Here is a 21,821-nt window from a genome sequence, read left to right on the forward strand (position 1 = left end):
CCGTAACTGACATTTGTATATTCATCCAGAAAAACTCATGAAATTGAAACCAGGTTTATTTCAACTCATAGTGTTCGTTATGACTGTATCGCTACTTGCTTCTTGTGCGACAACCCCAGAAGCAAGACAGTCAGATTGCATCTCCACAACATCGCCAAACGCTAAACAACAACCCAATAACTGTTCACCCTCATCTAATGGTAGCGGCAGATCGACTGGTTACTCTGGTGGGAGTAGCATTAGAAGCTCCGGTTTTGGTGATTCATCGGAGACCGGGACTTCCAGAGGTTCTGCCAACGGCCGTAGTGGTTTTGGTAGTTTCGGTCGCGGTGGTCATGCGGGTGGATAAGAGAGTTATGAATATTTTCAACAGTCCTCAACGAAAGCGTCTATTTCAGTCGATGAAAATGGGTTGGTACAACTTTGCTCCTATTGAAGAAGGAACAGGTATACATCTGACTGACCAAGAAACACCTTACGCTCTTTATTATTGCCATCAAGTTTTACCGCAGACGATACAAGAAATTCAGCAAGCATCGGAATTAGTCGGTAGTGTTTTAACCCAAGCGTGGGAAATTATTCGCACTCTTGATGAGGATACACTACTTTACTATGGATTTCCGGAAGCTACCATCAAGTTAGTTAAATATGACTTTCTCGCACCATTTTGTATGCGTCTTGACTGGTGCTGGAATCAAGAAACGGGGATAAAAAAGGTAGTAGAAACTAATCCCCAAACTCCTAGTTTTTGGTTTGAGTGTACGGATGGCAATAATAAAGTCGCCAGACATTTTGGATTGCAACAACCAGATTTAGATGCTCAAAAAATCTTAAAAAGAACACTTAATCAGCATGTAAATAGAGCCGCATTAAATTTGGGTAAACCAGTTACAGACTGTCGCGTAGCATTTACAGCTTTGAATAATGCCGAAGATTTAGGTACTATGCGATGGCTAAGAAATTACTTAGAGTCCAAAAGTACCATTTTACCTTTAGAATATCTTGGCATCAAAGATGGTGAGTATCTATTTGACCAGAGAACAAAAAAACCAATAGATATACTCTTTATGTGGTATCCAGTGGAATGGCTAATCCATGATACTGATGAAAAAGGTGAAAGATTATGGCCGGCTCTAGAGCAACTAATTTTTGAGAATAAAATTGTGATTGTGAACTTTGGTTCTGCCTTTGCACTGCAACCAAAGAGTGTATTTGCCCTAATTACAGATTTGGGATATGACTTTTTTTCTGGCAAAGATGCTGGGACAGTCTGGGAATATTTTCCTAAAACATCGCTGAGTACAACAGCAATAGGTGATTCATACTTTGCCAAACCTATTTTAGGAAGAGAAGGTGAAGGAGGATTTGCAGTTAATTCAGGAAAAATCTCTGTGCGTAGTAGTAATAATGACCCTTGGTATACACAACAAAATTATGTCTATCAAGAGTTATTAGAATTTCCTAAATTAGAAATTGATGGCAAGTCAATGACTCAGGTTTGGGGAGCTTGGCTATATAACAATGGTAATGACAAGTTTATATCAGGAGGTGTAGGAATCCGTCTTTCTGAAGGGGAAATTACAGATAATTTATCCTATTGGTGTCCTATTGGATGCTAATTTTAATAACACCGATAATTAGAGGCAAACATGAAACCTCAAACTACTACCCCTTCGCCCTGGATATACATACCCACCCTCTACTTTGCCTCTGGCATACCTTACATCATCATCAATACAGTTTCCGTAATCTTTTACAAAAAGCTCGGAATAGATAATACTCAAATTGCCTTGTGGACAAGTTTTCTCTATCTACCTTGGGTCATAAAAATGTTTTGGGGCCCACTTGTGGATATTTATTCTACCAAACGTCAATGGATACTTTATACCCAATTTGCGATGTTCGCTTGTTTGGGTTTGATAGCTTTCTCCTTGCAACTGCCAAATTTCTTTTTCATCTCCCTTGCAACATTAACAATAGGAGCATTTATTTCTGCAACTTATGACATTGCCACAGATGGCTTTTATCTGTTGGCTTTATCTCCAGAGCAACAAGCCTTATTTGTTGGCATTCGCTCACTATTTTATCGAATGGCTGTTATTTTTGGCTCTGGAATATTAGTAGTCTTAGCAGGTCAGCTTGAAGTATCTCTGAACAACATTCCTTTAAGCTGGACTATAACTATTGGTTTCTCAGCTTTAATTTTAGCAATCCTGTTTATTTTCCATCGCCTAATTTTACCTTTACCTGAATCAGATAACCAACGACAAATAGAAGCTAGGGAAAATATACCTTTCTGGTCAATTATTAGCTCATATTTTGCTCAAGATAAAATTATAAATATTTTAGCATTTATATTGCTTTACAGACTTGGCGAAGCAATGCTTGTGAAGATAGCCTCTTTATTTTTATTAGACAAACCAGAAGTAGGAGGCTTAGGGTTATCAACATCAGATATTGGGCTAGTATACGGGACATTTGGGGTAATATCCCTAATCTGTGGAGGAATTTTAGGAGGCTTGCTAATTTCTAAATATGGATTAAAAAAATGTTTATTTCCTATGGCTTTAGCATTGAATTTACCTGATGTATTTTATGTGTATATGGCTTACACTAAGCCTTCACTAACATTAGTATATCCCTTAGTTTCCTTGGAGCAATTTGGCTATGGTTTTGGATTTACAGCTTTTAGTGTTTATTTAATGTATATTTGCCAAGGCGAATATAAAACTTCTCATTTTGCCATATCTACTGGCATTATGGCTTTAGGAATGATGTTACCAGGCTTAGTTAGTGGTTATTTACAGGAAGTACTTGGCTATCCACTATTTTTTGTCTTGATCTGTTTGCTGACCATTCCTGGAATGATTGCTCTATTTTTTATTCCTTTAAAAGAAGAACCGAAGCGTCAAAATAATTAACATTGTTACAGTTCATGAGTTATGTTTTAGGAATAGATGGCGGCGGTAGCAAGACTGTTTGTGTCTTAATGGATGATTTGCATCTAGTGCTAGGTCGCGGTGAAGCAGGGTCATCTAACTATCAAAGTATAGGTATCGAAGCCACTTTCCAATCTATTCAAATAGCAATTCACAATGCGGTTGAGGCAGCAATAATTACAAAATCTGTGAATATTGACGCGATATGTTTGGGTTTAGCTGGTGTAGGTCGTGCAACAGATATCGAAGTAGTGAAAGGTTTAGTTAAAGAGTTACAGAATAATAAATTGCCTATTAATTGGGCGTTACAGCCAGCCAATATTGTAATTTGTAACGATGCTTTAATTGCTTTAGTTGGTGGAATTGGTCAGCCTGTAGGAATTGTGGTTGCAGCCGGTACTGGTTCGATAGTTTTCGGACGAAATCATGAAGGACATACTAAGCGAGTCGGCGGCTGGGGGTATATTTTAGGAGATGAAGGTAGCGCTTATAAAATTGCGATCGCAGGCATGAACGCAGCATTAAAATCTTATGATGGACAGGAAATATCAACGAGTTTGATAGAGGGTTTCAAACAGCATCTTGATTTGGAAAGTATAGAAGATTTAATAGAAGTAGTATATCGCCGACAATGGGGAGTTAAACAGATAGCTGCTTTAGCACCAATTGTAGATTTTGCAGCAGCGTCAGGCGATATTGTAGCGAATATCATAATTGATAATGCTGTAAAAGAGTTAGTAAAAGCTACATCTACAGTAATTGATGCAATTTTTAGTGTTGACTCAGTTTTAGAAGTAGTCACAACAGGAAGTGTATGGTGTGGTAGATGCAATATCCATGAAAGATTTGCAGCATCTCTTGTTAAGAAGTTTCTTAATGTAAAGGTGATTTTTCCGAGGTATGAGCCTGCTTACGGTGCTGGGTTATTAGCGTTGCAGACAACTCACAATTGACGCGAAGAAAGCAATAAATAATATAAGTTTTTAGTCTGCAAATATGCGCCCCAAGAAAGTTACTATTTCAGACCAAGCTGCGGTGCTAGCACTAGAATCATAACGATAACCGTCGTCGCGCATGAATGTATGTTCTGCTTCATACAAGAAAACTTGGTGAGGTATGTTAGCGTTCTCAATTGCTTTTATTATGGTTTGGCGATCGCTCTCTGGTATATGAGGGTCAAGAGTACCGAACACCATTAGCATCTCGCCTTTGATTTCACTTACCCTCTGGATTGTATCGGCTACCTCTTTACCCAATTTACCACTGGGAATACCAGTAGGATAACAGCAAACGGCAGCCCGAATTTCGCTTTGAAATGCTGCGCGGAATGCTAAATGTCCACCAATACAAAAGCCGAGAGTGCCTATTTTATTTCGAGAAACCGCACTCTCTGTTTTCAGAAATTCAATCACAGCAAGGCAATCGGCATCATAATCAGCTACCGAGGTTCGACGCGCATCGTCATTACCGCGCATCCTTCCTAGATCGTCTGGCTCAATTACTAAACCAACTGGCTCGATTCGGTGAAAAATTTCTGGGGCTGCTACTACATAGCCGTATCCTGCTAAGTAGTTAGCTAGACGAATCATTGGATCGCCTAATTGATAAATATCACTGTAGAAGACAATACCAGGGTATTTTCCTGCTGCTTTGGGAGATGCTACATAAACACGCATTAAGCTGCCATCTACTCTTAATTCAACATTGCGCTTAGTGATTTGCACTTTTTTTCTCCGTGTTACGCTTGCTGTCATTAGCTTCTACACTGTAGCGCCGCAGCATCCGGTTACTTTCAATCCGCAATTTGGCGTTTTTCTGCCATGATTGCGATCGTTTAATATGCCTAGTGAAAGTTTGTTGGCGTTGCATAGGTTAGCAGTGGAAGAGGGAATTTGAGCGTGCTGCACGTCTACGCATTTTTTCAGAACCGCAGAGGTGCAAATAAAACAGAGATTTAGGTTAGAAAATTACTATATTTCAGCACTAGCTGCTTAATGGTCAAGTCAGCTACACTGAAAGTACAAGTGATTTAAATAACCCTAATCTTATTACATTAGACAGTCATATAGTATGAGTATAGGTGGAAAACCAAAAAGAATTTTTTCCGAATTTACTTTTGATTTGATAGAACGATGCTATGTAGAATACGGTGGCTTTGCTGATGTTATTTGTGAATCTAATGATTATGATAACTTTCTCAAGTATGTAGAAGAACCCTTCACTCAATTATGTCAAGAAATCTCTACAAAATTGCCAGTATGTCTTGCATTTAAACCACTAAATAATAGTTTAATAGTGAAGAATGCCTCTATGGTAGAAAAACTTCTTATTGATACAGATCATGTTGAAGATTATGAATTTTGCTTACAGGCTGATTTTAGCGAAATTAAGTTACTATATATCCAAATAACACAATGGGGTATTAGAGGTGGCGTTCGTGAGGAAATATATCAAAATCTCCTACATGAAGTTACTCAAAAAAAGCCTAAAGCTATGATGGAACTTATTTTATATAAACCATCTATTCTTAACCCAGAAAAATATCTACTTATTGAGAAATCAGAAATTTTACCTTATTTAGGATTTAGCCCTTTAGTGTACGAAGTGGCAAAATGGTTTAAACAGTATCTTCCTTTACTTATACTTGCAAGCGCTGATGATCCAATACCAGTGATTCACCAATACTTAAGTGAACCAAAAGAACCAGATTTTGACTCTTGGAAAGACAAAACTGGTTTGGAAGAAACAGAACTCGAATGCTGGTTAAACACAATCAATCGTAAAGGACAAGCAATTATATGCGGTTCACCTGGAACAGGAAAAACGTTCTTAGCTGAGAAAATTGCTGAATATTTAATCGGTGATTATGGTTTTTCAGAACTTGTACAATTTCATCCAGCATACTCTTATGAAGACTTTATCCAAGGTATCCGTCCCCAAAGTCAAGAAGGAAAATTAACATATCCATTGGTTCCAGGGCGTTTTTTAGAATTTTGCAAAAAAGCAGAGTCTTATCAAGATACTTGTGTTTTAATCATTGATGAAATAAACCGTGCTAATCTTGCACAAGTCTTTGGTGAATTAATGTACTTACTTGAGTACAGAGATAGAGAAATTCCATTAGCTGGCGGTAATAGGTTTCGCATCCCGAAAAATGTCCGCATTATTGGAACAATGAACACAGCAGATAGGTCTATCGCCAATATAGATCATGCGTTACGCCGCCGCTTTGCATTTATTGAACTTCGCACAAACTATGAGGTGCTGCGACGTTATCACCGAAAAAGAGGTTTTATAGTAGACGGATTAATTAATATTTTACAGCAATTAAATCAGGCGATCGCAGATAAAAATTATGAAATTGGTATTTCATTCTTTTTAACAGACAACCTACGTGAAGATATAGAAGATATATGGTGCATGGAAATTGAGCCATATTTAGAAGAGTACTTTTTTAACCAGCTACAAAGAGTAGATGAGTTTCGCTGGAAGAAAATCAAGGATCAGCTATGCATACAAACCCAGCACAACCAATAATTATTCAACTTACAGAATACGAAAATCAATCATTTCAGCGTGATGAAATACCCGATTCAGCCGCAGTCGAGTTATATGAAAAATACAAAACACAAGTAGATATAGAATTTCCTACCTATACAACGAGAGATCGTTGGAAACTGAAAGCTAAAGGATGGGTAGGTTACATTCCTGTAACTCCTGAATTGCATCTAAAAATAAATCCGAAAGTGCCTATCCAAAACCTCTTCGGAATGCTGGAATATGCCTACAATTTAAAAGGGTTTCGCTTTCTCAAAGGGCTGATGGATTGTGAATCTCTAGAGGACTTTTATAATAATCTGGCTCATATCCTAGCCGATAAAGTTTTAGAGCGATACCGCAAGGGATTATATCGTACTTACTTGCCTAAAACACAGCAGCTTTCTTATGTGCGGGGAAGGCTAGATGTGCAACAGGTAATTCAAAAGCCGTGGAATATTAAACTTAAATGCAGTTACGAAGAACATACGGCTGATGTTAAAGAAAATCAAATACTAGCATGGACACTTTATATCATTGGTCGTAGTAGTTTATGTTCAGAAAGGGTATCACCAACAATACGAAAAGCTTATCACGCTCTACAAGGATTAGTAACGCTGCAACCTTGTAGCGCAGAAGATTGTATGGCTAGACAGTATAATCGCCTCAATCCAGACTATCAACTATTACATAATTTATGTCAATTATTTTTAGAAAATAGTAGTCCCAGTCATGAAAGGGGAAATTACAAAACCCTACCCTTTCTCGTCGATATGGCACATTTATATGAACTTTTTGTTGCAGAATGGCTTAAGAAAAATACGCCGCAAGGTTATTTTTTCAAACAGCAACATCCAATAGAAATTAGTCAAAATCGGCACTTCAATATAGATATATTACTGTGTGAGATTGATACTGGCAAAACAATAGCAGTTTTGGATACAAAGTATAAAGCCCCTGAACAGGCAGGATATACAGATATTCATCAAATGATCAGCTACGCTAACACAACAAAATGCACGCAAGCCTTTTTGATATACCCCAAAGGCTTGACACAGCCACTAGATATTAAAAGCGATCAAATTCGAGTCCGTAGCCTCACCTTTTCCCTAGATGATAATCTCGATCGCGCAGGTCAAACCTTCTTAAAAAATCTTTTTCTCCTAATCCCTCAGAACTCACACTGATAATTAATAAAGCGGACAGATGACATTCGGTTGCTGCGAAGCACCCATCCCCGAATACTGCCCAGATCGCGAACCTGGAATATATAATCCGGTATCTAATCATCCCAGTATCAGCCGAGATATGTTGATTGTCACTGAGATAGATACTGATTTAGAAGATATTTACCGAAAGATGCGCTGTTGATTAACCCATGCAAAAATTCTACTGGATTTTTTGGGCGTGGTGACAAGCGTGGGGGTAGATTGGGATCGTTAATCGGAAAGCGATCGCTTTAATACACTGTAGCCTTTTAGGAGAGAGATTTTCCAAATACGGTGAGAAGTCAGGTTGAGCTTTTGGCAATTCTATAAAAGGCGATTATTACGAAAATTATGGTTTTGTTGATGAAAAGGGTGTATCATCCAAGACAGTTCGGTTAAGGAAAGAGACGCGATAAATCCACGTCTCTACAAAGGGGTAATTCTTAACTAAACTGTTCAATAATTCCGCCACCTAACACTTTCTCTCCGTCGTACCATACCGCCGCTTGTCCAGGGGTGATACTGATTTGGGGTTCATCAAACACCAAACGCACACGGGAGTTTTCCAACGGAATTACTGTCACTGGTGTAGCCGTTGAACGATAACGAATTTGCACTTCGGCATGAATTGGGGTGGATGGTTCGGCAATGGAAACCCAATTTACCCGATTTACAGTGCATTCTGGCTGAGTTACCTTAGTGCGATCGCCTACTACTACTTTATTATTTTCTGCATCTAATTCAATTACATACAGCGGTTCGGCAGCAGCAATCCCCAAGCCTTTACGCTGCCCAATGGTGTAGTGATGCACACCATCATGCTGTCCCAAAACTTTGCCTGTCACATCGACAATATCACCTGTTTTGGGAGCTAAATATTTATCCAAAAATGCCCGCATTGAACCGTTACTTTCCACTAAGCATAAGTCTTGACTTTCTGGTTTATCAGCAGTTTTCAGTCCGTATTCAGTTGCAATCCGGCGCGTGTCAGTTTTTTCCAATTCGCCCAGAGGAAATATAGTTGCTGCAAGTAAATCTTGAGACAAATCATAGAGAAAGTATGACTGGTCTTTGTTGCAGTCAATAGCCCTTAATAATTGGTAACGTCCAGTTGCTTCGTCATAGCGAATTCGGGCATAATGACCAGTGGCAATGCGATCGCATCCCAATTCTTCACGAGCATATTGCACCATTGGCCCAAACTTCACCGTTTTATTGCACTGGGAGCAAGGCAAAGGTGTAATTCCCGCACTGTAACCAGTCACCAGGTAATCGACAATATGCGTCTGAAAGACATCCCGAATATCTACAACCTGATGGGGAACGCCCAGTTGTTCACAGAGTTCAGCCGCGTCGATCATACCTTCAGAGCAACATTGACCTTTGCCTTTCATTAGCCAAAGAGTCAAACCAATCACTTCATAGCCCTGATGGTGCAGGATAGCTGCGGCGGTGGAACTGTCAACGCCACCAGAAAGACCAACGACGACTTTTTTCATACAAAGCACGACACGATAGCTGCGTGGTTGTCCAATTGTAGCACACACTCTTCAAAGCCTTGCTACTAAAGCGCTTCAGTTTTAAAGGCAGGGGGCAGGAGGCAGGAGGCAGGAGGCAGTGTTTCGACTACGCGGCAGTTGAGCGTAGTCGAAACTCAACAACCAGGCAGGAGAATTTGACTCTTTCATGCATAACGGAAGTAAGCGTGTCAGTAAACAGCTTTCATCTAAGATTAATTACAGATGTATTTTTTGCCACGCAGATGAGCTAACTTTACGTTAACGCTATATAGTTGCTACAACGGTGAACTAATTAGTTCTTGATGGAAATTACCTAAAAATACTTTGACTACTTTCTAACTATTATGTCGAGAGGAATATCAAGTAAATTTATCCCATTTCAGATGTTGCGTCGAGGTTTTGAGGGTTGGAAGCCCACTATTAGACTTCTGTTTTTGTTAGTGGGAGGATGGTTAGTACTGATTCCCGACTCTACCCTAGCAGAAGCACAAATCTCCAACAGCAATGTGCTACTGGCTCAAGAAACTGGTGAGTTTTTACCGCCACCGCCAATTCCCTTTGGTCAACAGCCATCACCGCAGTTACAACCAAGTCAAGCACAGGATTTCAATCAACCGGAAGTTAACTTTCAGCCTACCCAAACAGTACAAAATACTCAATTTGAGCAGAATTTTCAGCCTTCCCAACCATTACCGAACAATCAATTTGAGCAGAACTTTCAGCCCTCTCAACCATTACCGAACAATCAATTTGAGCAAAATTTTCAGCCCTCTCAACCCCCACAGTTTAGTCAATATAACCAGAACTTTGAGCGCTATTTAGTTTATGTTGATGGTAGTGATTTTCAGACATTACAAGCAATACGTCAGATTGAACCTAGTGCTTACATTCGCCAGTTCCAAGGCCGAACTGTAATTCAGTCAGGAGTTTTTAACAGAGTAGCCAACGCCCAACAACGGGTGAATGAGCTACAGTCACGAGGCATATATAACGCCCGAATTATCAGCTTTGGTAACGGACAGGAAATAAATGCAGACAATGGCAACTATAACTATAGAGACGATCGCAATAATATAAATGCTAATAGGCGAGTCTCTAGATATTATGTCGCCATTCCCACCACTTCCGAACAGTTACCTGCGATCGCAGCACAAGTTAGGCAGAATTTAGGCGGATTGACCCAAGATTTAGGACGATCTGGCGGAGTCCTCGAAAGGACGCAACCACGAGGGCCACACGTAGCGGTAGGGCCTTTTCCGAATCGATTCCAAGCTGAGGAATGGAACAGGTATATGCGAAAGCTCGGATACGGTAATGCCAGAGTTTACTACGGAAAGTAAATAAGTGGGGAGTTAGGAGTGAGAGAGGAAATACCCCAACGGCAAGCGCTCCAATGTAAGTATCATAGAATTTTAGGCAAATCAGTTGTAAATCATGCTACAGCTATAAGCCAAAATTTTTATAGAGACTCACACAAGTACAGTCAAAATGGATATAAAGAATGGCTTTGTTGGCGCTGTTGGCAATACCCCTTTAATTCGCTTAAACAGTTTTAGCGAAGAAACAGGGTGTGAAATCCTTGCGAAAGCAGAATTTCTCAATCCTGGGGGTTCTGTCAAAGACCGCGCTGCACTTTACATCATCGAAGATGCGGAAAAGAAAGGTCTACTTAAACCTGGTGGCACGGTTGTAGAAGGAACTGCTGGTAATACTGGCATTGGACTAGCACATATTTGCAACGCCAAAGGCTACAAATGCCTAATTATTATTCCCGATACCCAGTCACAAGAAAAGATAGACGCACTGACAGCACTAGGAGCAGAAGTTCGTCCCGTCCCCGCCGTACCCTACAAAGACCCTAACAACTACGTCAAGCTATCTGGTAGAGTAGCTGCTGAGTTGGAAAATGCCATTTGGGCAAATCAGTTTGATAATTTAGCCAACCGCCTCGCCCACTACGAAACCACAGGGCCGGAAATTTGGACGCAGACAGATGGTAAAATAGATGTATGGACAGCTGCAACTGGTACTGGTGGTACTTATGCTGGTGTAGCATTGTACTTAAAAGAACAAAATCCAGCAATTAAATGTGTTGTAGCCGATCCGCTGGGTAGTGGACTTTATAGCTATGTCAAAACTGGCGAAATCAAAATAGAAGGAAATTCCATCACTGAAGGCATCGGTAACGGTCGTGTCACAGCCAATATGGAAGGCGCACCTGCTGATGATGCCATCCAAATCGATGACCAAGAAGCTTTGCGAGTAGTTTACCAACTGCTGAGGAAAGACGGGTTGTTAATGGGCGGCTCAACGGGTATTAATGTTAGGGCAGCTGTTGCCTTAGCGAAGCAATTGGGGCCAGGACATACTATTGTCACCATCTTGTGTGATAGTGGTTCCCGATATCAGTCGCGGATATTCAACGCTGAATGGCTAGCCTCGAAAGGACTTTCAATAGATTAGTTATTAGTCATTAGTCATTGGTCATTAGCTTCCGACTTTTGGCAAATGACAAATGACAAATGACAAAGGACAAATGACCAACATCATTCAACCATCAGACTTCTCAAAAATAGATCGAGACTCTGCTCCTAAATGTGTGCGAGTCTGCCAAAATCGTACTTGTAAAAAGCAAGGTGCAGCCAAGGTTTTAGCCGCTTTTACGGCTTTGCCAATCCCTGGTGTAACTGTAACGGCTAGCAGCTGTTTAGGACAATGTGGCAATGGCCCAATGGTGCTGATATTACCCGATATGGTCTGGTATAGCGGCGTTCACCCTGATGAAGTATCTCTACTGATAGAAAATCATTTGCTAGGTGGTCAAACAGTCAAACAGATGCTCTATTATCGGTTTCATCCCCAGAAATAAAGCTCTATTTTCAAGATCGAGGTCTGCAATCTTTTTGACTGAAGTGAGGCATCCAATGAATATCCAGCAGCTGCGTCAATCCTTAAAACAAAAGTGGCTTATTTACTACAAGCAAAATACTTCCTGGCTGGTCAAAATGCGAATTTGGGCCACTTATGATGGTCTGCGCCGTCCTTTGTCCGGTTTTATTTTGGCAACACTGTCTGTTTTGGAACCCCAGTTTGATGAAATACTTTCTTTTATGCTGGAGCTAAATAACGATCCAGATAAAATAGTCGCTGCTTTAGGTCTTAACTTCAATCCTGATGAAGAGTTACGTTTAATCAAATCAGACCATTCTATGGCTATAAGCCAAGTTGAAAGCGAGTCGCCAGATGAGAAGCATTCTGAGGATAAACATTTATCATCGGCTGTAACTGCCAGCAAGATTGCGCTTCATTCTCTTGCTAAGACTCTAGATTCCAACTTGTTACGCGCCGATGAACTTGTGCCATCAATTACAGCTACCACTGAAGTAGTTCGCATACACAAACCTGAGTTGATAGTAGCAAATGCAACTAAAATTGCTCCAGATACTCCGGCAAAAACGCCATCCTCCGATTTGCTAAGGAAATATCAACCAGTACGCTGGCATTCTGGTCAGTTACCTTCAGAAGCATCGGTGACAATGACCAGTCAGGTTAACAGCAAAGCCAAAACTATGCCATCTGTGGCATTAGCTACCGAAGTTAAGAGCAACGCGCCATCTAGCCGAATCCCTGTGGTAGCATCGTTGGCAATTACGACTGAGATTTCTAGTAACGGCAAAGCAGTGCGATCGCTAGCAATTACTACTGAGGTTAAAAGTAACGGCAAAGAACCGAATATTCAACCACAAGAGCTTAAAAGCAAAGTAAATTTACCAACTACAAATGCCCGTAGTATAGCTTCTTGGGTAGATGAATTTTGTTACGGCGCTAGGGAGAAAGAGAAAGATATTTTAACTTGAATTACTTACGGATATTCGTGAGAAACAAACGGAATTTCTACTATTTCACCCTCAGTTTCTCCCACTTGGACTTTTAAACCTACACCACCAGCTTTGGTGCGAATGTAACCTAGTCCAAAGTAACCATCAGCGGTTTGGGTGTAACTGGTAAGTTTGCCGACCTTTTCATCTCCAACTGCGATCGCACTTCCAACTTCCACAGGGGCACTGAGACGAATACCCAACAGGTGTTGTTTTACACCTTTATATGTGTTTAACCGAGCAATCGTTTCTTGCCCAATATAGCAACCTTTAGTAAAAGAAATTGTTTGCCACAAACCAACTTCCAGAGGATTGTAATCATCTGTAAGTTCCGCATCTGGGGCGGGGCGGCCTTGTAAGATTCGCAAAGCATCCCAAGCGCGATCGCTCATCTCTACTGCCCCAGCTTCTAACAATTTGTTCCACACCGTTTCTTTGTCAGTATAGGGGAAAGTAAAGGTGTATCCAGGCGCAGCTAACCCGCTACCCACAGCAATTCGCACTCCCTCAGCTGGAGCGATCGTGTATACTTGGTGACTACCGTAAGGTTGTCCAATGAGTTCGCTAATACCCAACTTTTCTAAAACAGCGTCGCTTCCTGGGCCAATGAGGCTGAAGGTGTTGGTGTATTGGGTAATATCAGATAATTCCACCTTATCTGCATAGAAAATATATTTATCCAGCCATTCCATGAGATATTGGCGACGGTTAGGTGAAACCAGCAAGATTACTGCATCTTCTCTAACGTAGGCGGTTACTAAATCAATTGTTCTGGCTGTGGAAGTGACAAAAACCGTATCACAACCTTGTCCTGGCTTGAGTATTTGGAAATTGTTAGTACTTTGGTTGTGTAAGAAATTGAGGCGATCGTCGCCAGCTACTTTGATACGTCCCCAGGCGGTGCGATCGCATATTGCAACCCCAACTTTGGCAGCTTCGATAGCTGCTGCGTCTTTATCGTCAAGTGTAGATGTTGGCATAGCGATGAGAAGTTGCCCTGTTTCAATGTTGTCGCACTGGAAATCTTAGCAAATAAGCGTTTGCGGCTTCAATAGCGTAGAGATGAAAGGGGTGAGGCGATGCCTACGGCGGGCTGCGCCTACGCTCTTTTTTAAGATTAGATTATTTAATGAAGAAATTAGCGATCGCCATAATGGTATCGCGCCTGAATAAAGTCAACTCGGTCATCACTTACTACGTAAACAATCCGGTCAGTTTGAGTGATTCGGCGCGACCATATATTTGCATCATAGTATCTCAATCTTTCAGGATTGCCTGTCCCTTGAAAGGGATTCCGCCTAATCTCTTCAACTAAAGATAAGACGCGGAGTGCAGTTTTTCTATTTGTCTCTACCCAGTAGGTAAGTCTTCCAGAAATCTCCGGTCAAAAACGAGATTGCGTTCTAAATTATTCTCTTGAGAAACTTCAGATTGGGGAAGTGCTTCTGGTTCTAAATTATCCGACATTGAATTTATTTACTCTTCTTCGTAGAGCGAGAACTCTTTACGCAACTCATCTATAGTTTGGGGCATATTAGTCTTAGCCTTAACACGTTGTAAAGCATCTAAAAGACGAGATGCATTCTCAGGTGATTGAAATAAGTATGCTGTTTCTATGATGCTGTTAAGTTCCGCAGTAGGAATGACGGATACACTTTCTGCACCTTCACGATTAACAATTACAGGTTCACGAGTGTTAATTGCCTCTTCGTAAATTTTTTCAAAATTATTGCAAGCTTCGGTGTAGTTTGTTTTATTAGACATTTTTTGTTCCTTAATTTATCTGTTACTCTTTGCTGGCTGTTAATTAAAGAGTTGCTTCCGCTTGAATTTCTTGAATGATGGTTAAAATTTCTTCTTTCGATTCAATGTGTCTTGCTAGAAATGGTCGTGACCCGTGATATCCCCATAACTTCCATTAGGGTCAATGGTAATATAAGCTCCACTCAAATCAACCCCGCGAAAATCTCTTTCCCCAGCAGCATAACGCTGCAACAACTCCTCAGCAGTTATCCTCATCTATATACCTGACTTTTCCCGTTAAGTCTGGAAATATTGAACGAATAAGGGTTCAAAGCCACCACCAATTCTCAACAATTTATATTTAATGATAATGGGTAACTAGAAAATAGGACTTTGATATAGGGGTAGCTTAAGCGATCGCTCCGCCAAAAAGATAACGGGAAAAGTCCGCAGTTTAATGCTGACTATTCATACTTTTCAGAATATCGCATTTCCATTAATCTGCGTACTTTGCGTATTGCGCGTATTCAAATTAGCTTTATGGATGTCCATTGCTTTGCGTATCTGCGTAATGAGCATGATATACACGAGAAGCGTTTGAATGAACCAATGGAAAATGATTCTATATTTGTTCAATTAGAAATACCAGAAATGGAGCAATTTCTTGTCCAAAATAAAACTGTCTCAGAAACAACCAAGATGACTCTACAAGCTATTACAGATATTTCGGCTAAGAGTCCAGATAATCAAATCACATTTCATCAATTAGCAATACCAGGGATGGAAGAATTTCTTGCCAAATTGAAAACACAGTCAGAACCTACCAACTCAATTGATTACAGCCACATGAGTGAAGATTTTGCTGCTTGAAGAAAAAGCGATCGCCTTACTCAATAAGCCCACTTGCGTGGGCTTAGTTTGTGTATTCTATTTTCAGGGCTTCAACCCTCTGGCAATTTAGCAAATGCCTGCTCAACCAACTCCTTGGACTTAGCATCCAAACGCAGCCAATCGACTTCACCGAATTCATCGATTAAACTAGTATCAATATCAGCAACTTCCTTCTGTGGTGTGTATTCCAGAAAACACACCTGATAACACAGTTCCCACAAATCGATACTCGCTTCTTGCTGTTGACGCTGCAAACGTAGATGATATCCTGGATGGGGCATCGGCAGACGAGCGAGAGTTCCTCTGATTTCATCTGCTTCTTGGGGCGTTGCAGTTTCCATTGCTTGCAACAGCTCAGTCACCAATGCTTTGATTTCATCAGTGGTGCTAGGCGGCCAAATCAAGACATCGTGGTAAGTTCCTGTCCAAGAAGATTCATCAAGCTGCTTGCGGATATTATCGATAACGCGAATGAAAGCAGGTTGCATGAGGATTTCAGCCTGCTGCCATGCAACTGGATTTGTTATTTTAGGTGGCATTGGTAGTAAACAGGGGCACTAAAAGAAAAATAAACAGTCTGCGTTTATAAAAAAGCTGCGTTTTTAATCTAAATCTTTTCTCAAGATAGCGGATTTCATTGAAGAAAATTTGGAGATATTTATTACCAGCTGGAAAATTAGGTAATAACTCTGGGGAGTGAACATGATAGGCAAGCTACTAGACCATCGTTACCAAGTAATTCGAGTCCTCGCGATGGGAGGATTTGGTCAAACCTACATTGCCCAAGATACTAGGCGGCCAGGCAATCCCATTTGCGTTGTCAAGCATCTCAAGCCCGGAACTGACCCCAGAGTTTTTGATACTGCTAAACGTCTGTTCAACAGCGAAGCCGAAACCTTAGAAAAACTGGGCAACCATGACCAAATACCCAGGCTGCTAGCGTACTTTGACGAAAACCAAGAATTTTATCTAGTACAAGAATATATTGAAGGGCATACCCTAGCTGAGGAACTTATACCCGGTAAGCGCTGGAGTGAAAGCCAAGTAGTTCAACTATTGCAGGAAGTTCTAGAGATTCTCGAATTTGTCCATCGCCAAGGCGTGATTCACCGCGATATTAAACCGGATAATATCATTCGCCGCGCCTCAGATAATAAGTTAGTTTTAGTAGACTTTGGGGCAGTGAAACAACTGCGTACACAACTGGTGACAGTGGGCGGACAAGCCTCTGCCACAGTGGTTATTGGCACTCCTGGCTATATGCCTACAGAACAAGGGCAAGGTAAACCTCGTCCCAACAGCGATATCTATTCCCTTGGCATTATTGCCATTCAAGCATTAACAGGATTACAGCCAACAGAATTACAAGAAGACCCGGAAACAGGGGAAATTATCTGGCGGCATTCAGTAACAGTAAATCATGAATTGGCGGCAGTGTTAACCAAGATGGTGCGTTATCACTTCAAAGACCGCTACCAAAATGCCACGGAAGCACTGCAAGCGTGTAAAGACGCGATTAATCCAGTACCTGCACTTTCCACACCTCAAGAAGCCGCCAAAAATTCCAGTTACCAAGCAGTCAAATCCCAGCCTCAAGTATCTCGGCTGCAAACTATTGCAGTTGCACCAGCAAATCCTGTCAAACCTGCGCGTAAAGACTCTAGTAAATCCGACCCCTGGCCGATATTAATTGGTATATTACTGGCGGGTGGTGCGGCTGCTTTAGTAGCAAATGTATATCCAAATGTGAAAAATTTAGCTTTAAATCTTACAGGTAAGGATACAACTTTAGTAAACAAATGCTCGGCTGTTGTCGTCGGAAATTCTAATATCCGTTCTGAACCTAGTTCGATAAATTCTAATAATATTGTGCAAACAGTTGCTGATAATACCAGTTTCGAGGTGACTGGCAAGCGGACAAAACGAGGTTGGATAGAAGTTAAGCTTAAATCTGGTCGTTTGGCTTGGGCACACTCGGATGTGGTAACTAACAATCAGGAATGGGGTTCTTGCCTACGTGAAAAGGGCATTGCAACTAGGATTGTAGATGATAGTACCTTGATTGCGACTCGAACAATTTCTCAGCCAAAACCAAAATCTAAAGATGTAGTAACTCCATTACCAGAAAAGCCGAAGAAGTCAACTGACGACGCTGGTAAATCAGTACGATCGCACCCTAATGATAACAGTGCCAATATTGTAGAAGAAGCAAAAAAGAAGTACGATTCAGGAGATATAATTGGAGCGATCGCACTTTTAAGATCGGTTCCGGCAAATGCCGCTTCTGGTATCCAAGAGACGGGCAAAATGATTGCCCAGTGGCAGGAAGATTGGGCGAAGGCGGAGGCATTATCTAATGAGATTAATAAAGCAATAGATGATGGCAAATGGGATAAAGTTTTAGATTATAGAAACCATCCAGAAAAGTTGCCTAATACTAAATACTGGCGAAACAGAATAGAACCATTATTTAAACAAGCAGCCGAAAATCTGGCAAAACAGGCACTAACTCAGGTAGAAAATCAAGGTAATCAGAAAAATACCCAACAGAAACTTCCCGATACTAAGCAACCTGCAACCACAGAAACTCCTAATAGCACAGAAACTCCTAAAACTGACTTGTAACAGTTATCAGTAAACACAGTTTATATCGTTCCCCAGCCAGAAACTGGGAGGGAGCATCTCACCTTTGCAAATATACCAGGCGATTAGAAATCGCGGCTACACAAACTAAGTCTGCCTACGCGGACTCGAAGAATTTGAAACCCACGGAGGTGGGTTTTGTTTGTATAGCCGCGAATTCCATTCGCCAGGCGTGTTTTTATTTTCCGAATTCGCAGCAGCAACCAGATAAGTATCGTTTCCAGGTATAATCTGGAAACGATATTTATCTATAGTTTTATTTTCCCTATCCGTGCATTTCGTCGTATTCTTGGGCTTCAACTCGTCTTGCTTCCATCCGCGAAGCAGGCAGAAACTCAGCACGACGGACTGGAACCAAGGGCGGCGTATTTCCTTGGTAAGGGTGAATAACTTGTACAGTACGGGCTGGACGCTGCCGTGGTGAAAACAAAGCCAATACCCCAGCGACAACAACACCACCACCAATAGTGAGAGTTGCGCCTCCCACAGCCCAAAGTACGGGTGAAGACCACCAATTATTTTGCGGCTGGAATGTTGCTGCTGTTTTTGGTTGATTATTCTGCTGGGCTAATTGCCACTGCTGTTGAGTATTGAAATTTTGAACTTGCCCCTGGAGTTGTTGATTTTGCAACTTTAGCTGTTCATTGTCGTTTTTTAAACGCTCCAGCTGCATCTGCGTGTTCAACTTCTCCATCTCTAGGCGCTGGTCATTATTAGTACCAGTTGGTGGCTGAACCTGATTGGGATACATTGGTTGACCATAAGGCCCGTAAGGATACATTTGTGGCTGCATTCCTTGGGGCGCTACTACACCTGGGATTTGCGGAGCAACAGCGAAGTTAGATTGTAGAGGGGTATTTGTACCTTTGAGCAATACGAGAGCCGCCAGCCCAGCTACGGCCACTCCGCCGATAAACGCCATACTCTCACTCATCGCCTTTGCTCCTCGATTGCGACGTAACTATAATCATTTGTGACTGACTCACTCTCACACTCATAAATTATGCCTACTTAATTTCACATAATACTCAAACTATAAGCGACTCTATCAGCTAGTTTTTTTACATCATCATATCTGATGTTAATATTCAAGACCATAATGGTCAAATTGTCTACCAAGAAAGGCTAGAAAAACTACACTGTTATACTTTTTTAATCTACTTTCTCAGTCTAATCAAGAGAACTATTTGTGCTGGTGTTGGTCGTCTTGATGGCTGCCTTGAGACTTTGGCAAAATTGGGCGATCGCCGAAAGTCCCTGCTCTGGTGTCCCTTCTGCTAACCGTTTGACAACAGCGCTACCCACGATCGCACCATCTGCGCCCCATTCCATTACCTGACGAGCCTGTTCAGCTTCAGATATTCCAAAGCCGACTGCGATCGGTTTATCAGTAACACTACGAATTTGTTTGAGTAAATCGGACACGCGGTTTTCCAGTTGCGATCGCACTCCTGTTACCCCAGTGACGCTGACTAAATAAATAAATCCTTGGGAAGAACGAGCGATCGCTTCTATCCGTTCAGCAGAACTGGTGGGAGCAACCAACAAGATTACGTCAATTCCCCTCTCACTAGCTGCTTGGAGCAAGCCTGCTGCTTCTTCCAAGGGCAAATCAGGTATTACCAATCCTGCAACCCCAGCCGCAGCAATTTGCCCAAGAAATTTTTCAATCCCCCGGTGCAAAATTGAGTTGTAATATATCAACAGAACAATGGGCGATCGCAATTTGGGAGTAATCCCTTGCAGCATTTCTAGCACCTGCTCCAATTTCGTACCCTTTTGCAAGGCACGAGTAGCAGCAGCTTGAATAACTGGCCCATCAGCCAGAGGATCGGAGTATGGTATACCCACTTCTATAATGTCGGCTCCATTACGATCTAGAACTTGCAAGGCCTTTGCTGTTGTTTCTAAATCTGGATCGCCAGCAGTGATAAACGGAATCAGAGCGCACTCACGATTGTGCCCAAGGGTTTTAAAGCAATCAGAAATCGCAGTCATTTAGTCAAGTGTCAATAGTCAGTGGTCATTGGTCAGTGGTCACTTGTACTGAGTTTCGACTGCGCAGAAACCGAGCGAAGTCGAGATTCAACTACCGCGTAGTAGAAGTATTAGTCATTGGTCATTAACTTTAGGCAAGTTACAAAGGACAAATGACAAATGACAACTAACCAATGATAACTTTACACCTGAGATTGCTCTTCTTGTTCTATTTCGGCTTGAATTCGTGCGAGTTCTTCGGGAGTAAGCTCGTCTAGCCGCTTTTGCAGAAAGTCTTGCTCATACTGTTCCCGCTGTTGGTGGTAGGTCATTTTTTGTCCCACCGCACGGAAAAAATAGGTGGCTAACCAGCCAACTAAGGCACTGACTAGCAAGACTTGGCTCCATATACCAGCTTTTTGATTATCCAAACCGACTAGCTGCAACCCTAAGTATGCCAAGCCGCCGGCAATAAAAACACCCAAGCCAATTCCAATCGCGTCAATCCGTCGCATGAGAGTTATGACCTACCAATCTCGTTAAACTTGAACTTGTCGCCGTTGGGGTCGGAAATTTGCAAACGGCGATAGAACCAACAGACCCGGAAAGAAGAAAAACACCAAAAAGTACATAAAGACACGCTCAATAGAGCTAGCTACATACCAACGCTGCTTCAGGTACAGCAAAACAGCAATGGGGATTACCAGAAGGTAAGCTCCAGCCAAAATCAGATATAGCAGGGCGACAATCATAACTTTCAAGTCTTAAGCATCTGTTTTCCATCATAGGCTGAAGAGACAGACTAAGAGAAGTATAGTCATAATGCTTTCAACATAACTGCGCCAGAATTCCTCGAAACCGCTAATAAGGAGGGGAAAGCCCAACTTTGGCGGGCTGGAGTACTTTTACTGTGGGCGATTCAACGGATTTTATGACAAAAGCTAATATCATGCTATTATGTGAATCCACTAGCAAAATGCTCTAGTCAAGCAAGATCGAAAACTCATCCAGATTATTACGAGAAAACAAAGAAAACTTCCAAATTTGGGACGCGATCGCCCCATCTGGAAAAAATATTTTCAATCTAGTTGGACAAAAGACACAATTGATGGTGGAATAGATAAGGAGGTATTTGCTACCTCTAGAAAATAACTAGTTACACTAGTTGCTAAACACCTGCGGGGGTGTGGCGGAATGGTAGACGCTACGGACTTAAATAATTGAGCCTTGAAGGAGAAATCCCTCAAGTGGAAGCTCTCAAACTCAGGGAAACCTAAATCTGGTGACAGACATGGCAATCCTGAGCCAAGCCGAAAAAATTCCTGAGTCATGAGTGTTGAGTGGTGAGTAAATTTAAAACTCATAACTGTTAACTCCTAACTCATTAACTGTTCGGAAGGTGCAGAGACCCGACGGGAGCTACCCTAACGTTAAGTCGAGGGTAAAGGGAGAGTCCAATTCTCAAAATCTGAGTTGGCTATTGTC

General features: G+C 41.5%; 26 protein-coding genes. 13 read left to right on the forward strand and 13 right to left on the reverse strand.

The window, feature by feature from the left end; all coding sequences use genetic code 11:
* The first annotated feature begins 37 nt into the window (after positions 1-37).
* The 4 genes from V7K45_RS15065 to V7K45_RS15080 are packed head-to-tail and all read left to right on the forward strand — an operon-like array spanning position 38 to position 3,892.
* Positions 38-349, forward strand: coding sequence for a hypothetical protein (locus V7K45_RS15065; RefSeq protein WP_335004686.1), 312 nt, complete (start codon positions 38-40; stop codon positions 347-349).
* Positions 350-356: 7 nt separating this feature from the next.
* Positions 357-1,619, forward strand: a complete 1,263-nt coding sequence (locus tag V7K45_RS15070) for a glutathionylspermidine synthase family protein (protein ID WP_335004688.1) — start codon at positions 357-359, stop codon at positions 1,617-1,619.
* 30 nt (positions 1,620-1,649) lie between these two features.
* A complete protein-coding gene (locus tag V7K45_RS15075; protein ID WP_335004689.1) occupies positions 1,650-2,921 on the forward strand; it encodes an AmpG family muropeptide MFS transporter in 1,272 nt (423 codons plus the stop codon).
* 14 nt (positions 2,922-2,935) lie between these two features.
* Positions 2,936-3,892 (forward strand): N-acetylglucosamine kinase, encoded by a 957-nt coding sequence (locus V7K45_RS15080; protein ID WP_335004691.1) that lies wholly within the window; start codon positions 2,936-2,938, stop codon positions 3,890-3,892.
* Positions 3,893-3,922: 30 nt separating this feature from the next.
* On the opposite strand, the gene V7K45_RS15085 is transcribed toward V7K45_RS15080, so the two are convergent.
* A complete protein-coding gene (locus V7K45_RS15085) occupies positions 3,923-4,663 on the reverse strand; it encodes a dienelactone hydrolase family protein (RefSeq protein ID WP_335004693.1) in 741 nt (246 codons plus the stop codon).
* Positions 4,650-4,808 (reverse strand): hypothetical protein, encoded by a 159-nt coding sequence (locus V7K45_RS15090; protein ID WP_335004695.1) that lies wholly within the window; start codon positions 4,806-4,808, stop codon positions 4,650-4,652. Before V7K45_RS15090 ends, V7K45_RS15085 begins: the two co-directional genes overlap by 14 nt.
* A 201-nt stretch (positions 4,809-5,009) precedes the next feature.
* Here V7K45_RS15090 and V7K45_RS15095 point away from each other — a divergent pair, with 201 nt between their 5' ends.
* Genes V7K45_RS15095 through V7K45_RS15105 form a run of 3 tightly spaced genes read left to right on the forward strand, consistent with a single transcriptional unit; the run spans position 5,010 to position 7,847 of the window.
* Complete coding sequence (locus V7K45_RS15095; protein ID WP_335004697.1) at positions 5,010-6,476, forward strand: McrB family protein; 1,467 nt, start codon at positions 5,010-5,012, stop codon at positions 6,474-6,476.
* Positions 6,449-7,663, forward strand: a complete 1,215-nt coding sequence (locus tag V7K45_RS15100; RefSeq protein WP_335004699.1) for an McrC family protein — start codon at positions 6,449-6,451, stop codon at positions 7,661-7,663. The genes V7K45_RS15095 and V7K45_RS15100 overlap by 28 nt, the downstream gene beginning before the upstream one ends.
* Positions 7,664-7,682: 19 nt before the next feature.
* The gene (locus tag V7K45_RS15105) at positions 7,683-7,847 is read left to right on the forward strand and encodes a hypothetical protein (protein WP_335004701.1); all 165 of its coding nucleotides are present in this window, start codon (positions 7,683-7,685) and stop codon (positions 7,845-7,847) included.
* A gap of 280 nt (positions 7,848-8,127) precedes the next feature.
* Here V7K45_RS15105 and mnmA read toward each other — a convergent pair whose 3' ends face one another.
* A complete protein-coding gene (gene mnmA / locus V7K45_RS15110) occupies positions 8,128-9,183 on the reverse strand; it encodes a tRNA 2-thiouridine(34) synthase MnmA (RefSeq protein WP_335004747.1) in 1,056 nt (351 codons plus the stop codon).
* A gap of 365 nt (positions 9,184-9,548) precedes the next feature.
* Here mnmA and V7K45_RS15115 point away from each other — a divergent pair, with 365 nt between their 5' ends.
* The 4 genes from V7K45_RS15115 to V7K45_RS15130 all read left to right on the forward strand — a co-directional run bounded on the left by V7K45_RS15115 (position 9,549) and on the right by V7K45_RS15130 (position 13,061).
* Complete coding sequence (locus V7K45_RS15115; RefSeq protein WP_335004703.1) at positions 9,549-10,544, forward strand: hypothetical protein; 996 nt, start codon at positions 9,549-9,551, stop codon at positions 10,542-10,544.
* 148 nt (positions 10,545-10,692) lie between these two features.
* Complete coding sequence (locus tag V7K45_RS15120) at positions 10,693-11,667, forward strand: cysteine synthase A (RefSeq protein WP_335004705.1); 975 nt, start codon at positions 10,693-10,695, stop codon at positions 11,665-11,667.
* A 73-nt stretch (positions 11,668-11,740) separates the two neighbouring features.
* Positions 11,741-12,073, forward strand: coding sequence for a (2Fe-2S) ferredoxin domain-containing protein (locus V7K45_RS15125; RefSeq protein ID WP_335004749.1), 333 nt, complete (start codon positions 11,741-11,743; stop codon positions 12,071-12,073).
* A 55-nt stretch (positions 12,074-12,128) separates the two neighbouring features.
* Entirely contained in the window at positions 12,129-13,061 is a 933-nt protein-coding gene (locus V7K45_RS15130) for a DUF5331 domain-containing protein (RefSeq protein WP_335004707.1), read from the forward strand.
* A 5-nt stretch (positions 13,062-13,066) separates the two neighbouring features.
* Here V7K45_RS15130 and ygfZ read toward each other — a convergent pair whose 3' ends face one another.
* From ygfZ to V7K45_RS15150, 4 genes are all read right to left on the reverse strand, one after another.
* A complete protein-coding gene (gene ygfZ / locus V7K45_RS15135; RefSeq protein WP_335004709.1) occupies positions 13,067-14,062 on the reverse strand; it encodes a CAF17-like 4Fe-4S cluster assembly/insertion protein YgfZ in 996 nt (331 codons plus the stop codon).
* 158 nt (positions 14,063-14,220) lie between these two features.
* Complete coding sequence (locus V7K45_RS15140; protein WP_335004751.1) at positions 14,221-14,460, reverse strand: Txe/YoeB family addiction module toxin; 240 nt, start codon at positions 14,458-14,460, stop codon at positions 14,221-14,223.
* A gap of 98 nt (positions 14,461-14,558) precedes the next feature.
* Positions 14,559-14,846 carry a type II toxin-antitoxin system Phd/YefM family antitoxin gene (locus V7K45_RS15145; RefSeq protein ID WP_335004711.1) on the reverse strand — a complete coding sequence of 96 codons (288 nt, stop codon included), beginning with the start codon at positions 14,844-14,846 and terminating at the stop codon, positions 14,559-14,561.
* 114 nt (positions 14,847-14,960) lie between these two features.
* Entirely contained in the window at positions 14,961-15,101 is a 141-nt protein-coding gene (locus V7K45_RS15150) for a hypothetical protein (RefSeq protein WP_335004713.1), read from the reverse strand.
* A gap of 333 nt (positions 15,102-15,434) precedes the next feature.
* On the opposite strand from V7K45_RS15150, the gene V7K45_RS15155 reads away from it, so the two are divergent.
* Positions 15,435-15,695: a hypothetical protein gene (locus V7K45_RS15155; RefSeq protein ID WP_335004715.1), complete on the forward strand. Its 261-nt coding sequence runs from the start codon at positions 15,435-15,437 to the stop codon at positions 15,693-15,695.
* A gap of 71 nt (positions 15,696-15,766) precedes the next feature.
* On the opposite strand, the gene V7K45_RS15160 is transcribed toward V7K45_RS15155, so the two are convergent.
* Positions 15,767-16,255: a hypothetical protein gene (locus V7K45_RS15160; RefSeq protein ID WP_335004717.1), complete on the reverse strand. Its 489-nt coding sequence runs from the start codon at positions 16,253-16,255 to the stop codon at positions 15,767-15,769.
* Between the two features lie 163 nt (positions 16,256-16,418).
* Here V7K45_RS15160 and V7K45_RS15165 point away from each other — a divergent pair, with 163 nt between their 5' ends.
* Positions 16,419-18,341, forward strand: coding sequence for a serine/threonine protein kinase (locus tag V7K45_RS15165; protein WP_335004719.1), 1,923 nt, complete (start codon positions 16,419-16,421; stop codon positions 18,339-18,341).
* A gap of 283 nt (positions 18,342-18,624) precedes the next feature.
* On the opposite strand, the gene V7K45_RS15170 is transcribed toward V7K45_RS15165, so the two are convergent.
* The 5 genes from V7K45_RS15170 to V7K45_RS15190 form a co-directional block, all read right to left on the reverse strand.
* Positions 18,625-19,293 carry a heterocyst differentiation related protein gene (locus V7K45_RS15170; RefSeq protein ID WP_335004721.1) on the reverse strand — a complete coding sequence of 223 codons (669 nt, stop codon included), beginning with the start codon at positions 19,291-19,293 and terminating at the stop codon, positions 18,625-18,627.
* 236 nt (positions 19,294-19,529) lie between these two features.
* Positions 19,530-20,357, reverse strand: a complete 828-nt coding sequence (gene trpA, locus V7K45_RS15175; protein ID WP_335004723.1) for a tryptophan synthase subunit alpha — start codon at positions 20,355-20,357, stop codon at positions 19,530-19,532.
* 182 nt (positions 20,358-20,539) lie between these two features.
* Complete coding sequence (locus V7K45_RS15180) at positions 20,540-20,851, reverse strand: DUF3007 family protein (protein ID WP_094347180.1); 312 nt, start codon at positions 20,849-20,851, stop codon at positions 20,540-20,542.
* Positions 20,852-20,875: 24 nt separating this feature from the next.
* A complete protein-coding gene (gene ndhL / locus V7K45_RS15185) occupies positions 20,876-21,088 on the reverse strand; it encodes an NAD(P)H-quinone oxidoreductase subunit L (RefSeq protein WP_094347179.1) in 213 nt (70 codons plus the stop codon).
* Positions 21,089-21,415: 327 nt separating this feature from the next.
* Positions 21,416-21,700: a hypothetical protein gene (locus V7K45_RS15190; protein ID WP_335004725.1), complete on the reverse strand. Its 285-nt coding sequence runs from the start codon at positions 21,698-21,700 to the stop codon at positions 21,416-21,418.
* Between the last annotated feature and the right edge of the window lie 121 nt (positions 21,701-21,821).

The organism is Nostoc sp. (genome assembly GCF_036917375.1).
GTDB lineage: Bacteria > Cyanobacteriota > Cyanobacteriia > Cyanobacteriales > Nostocaceae > Nostoc.

Coding starts and splice junctions, on each gene's coding strand:
- V7K45_RS15120 (WP_335004705.1), top strand. CDS start 10,693: ATGGATATAAAGAATGGCTTTGTTGGCGCTGTTGGCAATACCCCTTTA.
- V7K45_RS15095 (WP_335004697.1), top strand. CDS start 5,010: ATGAGTATAGGTGGAAAACCAAAAAGAATTTTTTCCGAATTTACTTTT.
- ygfZ (WP_335004709.1), bottom strand. CDS start 14,062: ATGCCAACATCTACACTTGACGATAAAGACGCAGCAGCTATCGAAGCT.
- V7K45_RS15115 (WP_335004703.1), top strand. CDS start 9,549: ATGTCGAGAGGAATATCAAGTAAATTTATCCCATTTCAGATGTTGCGT.
- V7K45_RS15180 (WP_094347180.1), bottom strand. CDS start 20,851: ATGCGACGGATTGACGCGATTGGAATTGGCTTGGGTGTTTTTATTGCC.
- V7K45_RS15130 (WP_335004707.1), top strand. CDS start 12,129: ATGAATATCCAGCAGCTGCGTCAATCCTTAAAACAAAAGTGGCTTATT.
- trpA (WP_335004723.1), bottom strand. CDS start 20,357: ATGACTGCGATTTCTGATTGCTTTAAAACCCTTGGGCACAATCGTGAG.
- ndhL (WP_094347179.1), bottom strand. CDS start 21,088: ATGATTGTCGCCCTGCTATATCTGATTTTGGCTGGAGCTTACCTTCTG.
- V7K45_RS15165 (WP_335004719.1), top strand. CDS start 16,419: ATGATAGGCAAGCTACTAGACCATCGTTACCAAGTAATTCGAGTCCTC.
- V7K45_RS15090 (WP_335004695.1), bottom strand. CDS start 4,808: ATGCAACGCCAACAAACTTTCACTAGGCATATTAAACGATCGCAATCA.
- V7K45_RS15160 (WP_335004717.1), bottom strand. CDS start 16,255: ATGCCACCTAAAATAACAAATCCAGTTGCATGGCAGCAGGCTGAAATC.
- V7K45_RS15100 (WP_335004699.1), top strand. CDS start 6,449: ATGCATACAAACCCAGCACAACCAATAATTATTCAACTTACAGAATAC.
- mnmA (WP_335004747.1), bottom strand. CDS start 9,183: ATGAAAAAAGTCGTCGTTGGTCTTTCTGGTGGCGTTGACAGTTCCACC.
- V7K45_RS15075 (WP_335004689.1), top strand. CDS start 1,650: ATGAAACCTCAAACTACTACCCCTTCGCCCTGGATATACATACCCACC.
- V7K45_RS15190 (WP_335004725.1), bottom strand. CDS start 21,700: ATGAGTTTTAAATTTACTCACCACTCAACACTCATGACTCAGGAATTT.
- V7K45_RS15080 (WP_335004691.1), top strand. CDS start 2,936: ATGAGTTATGTTTTAGGAATAGATGGCGGCGGTAGCAAGACTGTTTGT.
- V7K45_RS15150 (WP_335004713.1), bottom strand. CDS start 15,101: ATGAGGATAACTGCTGAGGAGTTGTTGCAGCGTTATGCTGCTGGGGAA.
- V7K45_RS15170 (WP_335004721.1), bottom strand. CDS start 19,293: ATGAGTGAGAGTATGGCGTTTATCGGCGGAGTGGCCGTAGCTGGGCTG.
- V7K45_RS15155 (WP_335004715.1), top strand. CDS start 15,435: ATGGAAAATGATTCTATATTTGTTCAATTAGAAATACCAGAAATGGAG.
- V7K45_RS15105 (WP_335004701.1), top strand. CDS start 7,683: ATGACATTCGGTTGCTGCGAAGCACCCATCCCCGAATACTGCCCAGAT.
- V7K45_RS15125 (WP_335004749.1), top strand. CDS start 11,741: ATGACCAACATCATTCAACCATCAGACTTCTCAAAAATAGATCGAGAC.
- V7K45_RS15145 (WP_335004711.1), bottom strand. CDS start 14,846: ATGTCTAATAAAACAAACTACACCGAAGCTTGCAATAATTTTGAAAAA.
- V7K45_RS15070 (WP_335004688.1), top strand. CDS start 357: ATGAATATTTTCAACAGTCCTCAACGAAAGCGTCTATTTCAGTCGATG.
- V7K45_RS15065 (WP_335004686.1), top strand. CDS start 38: ATGAAATTGAAACCAGGTTTATTTCAACTCATAGTGTTCGTTATGACT.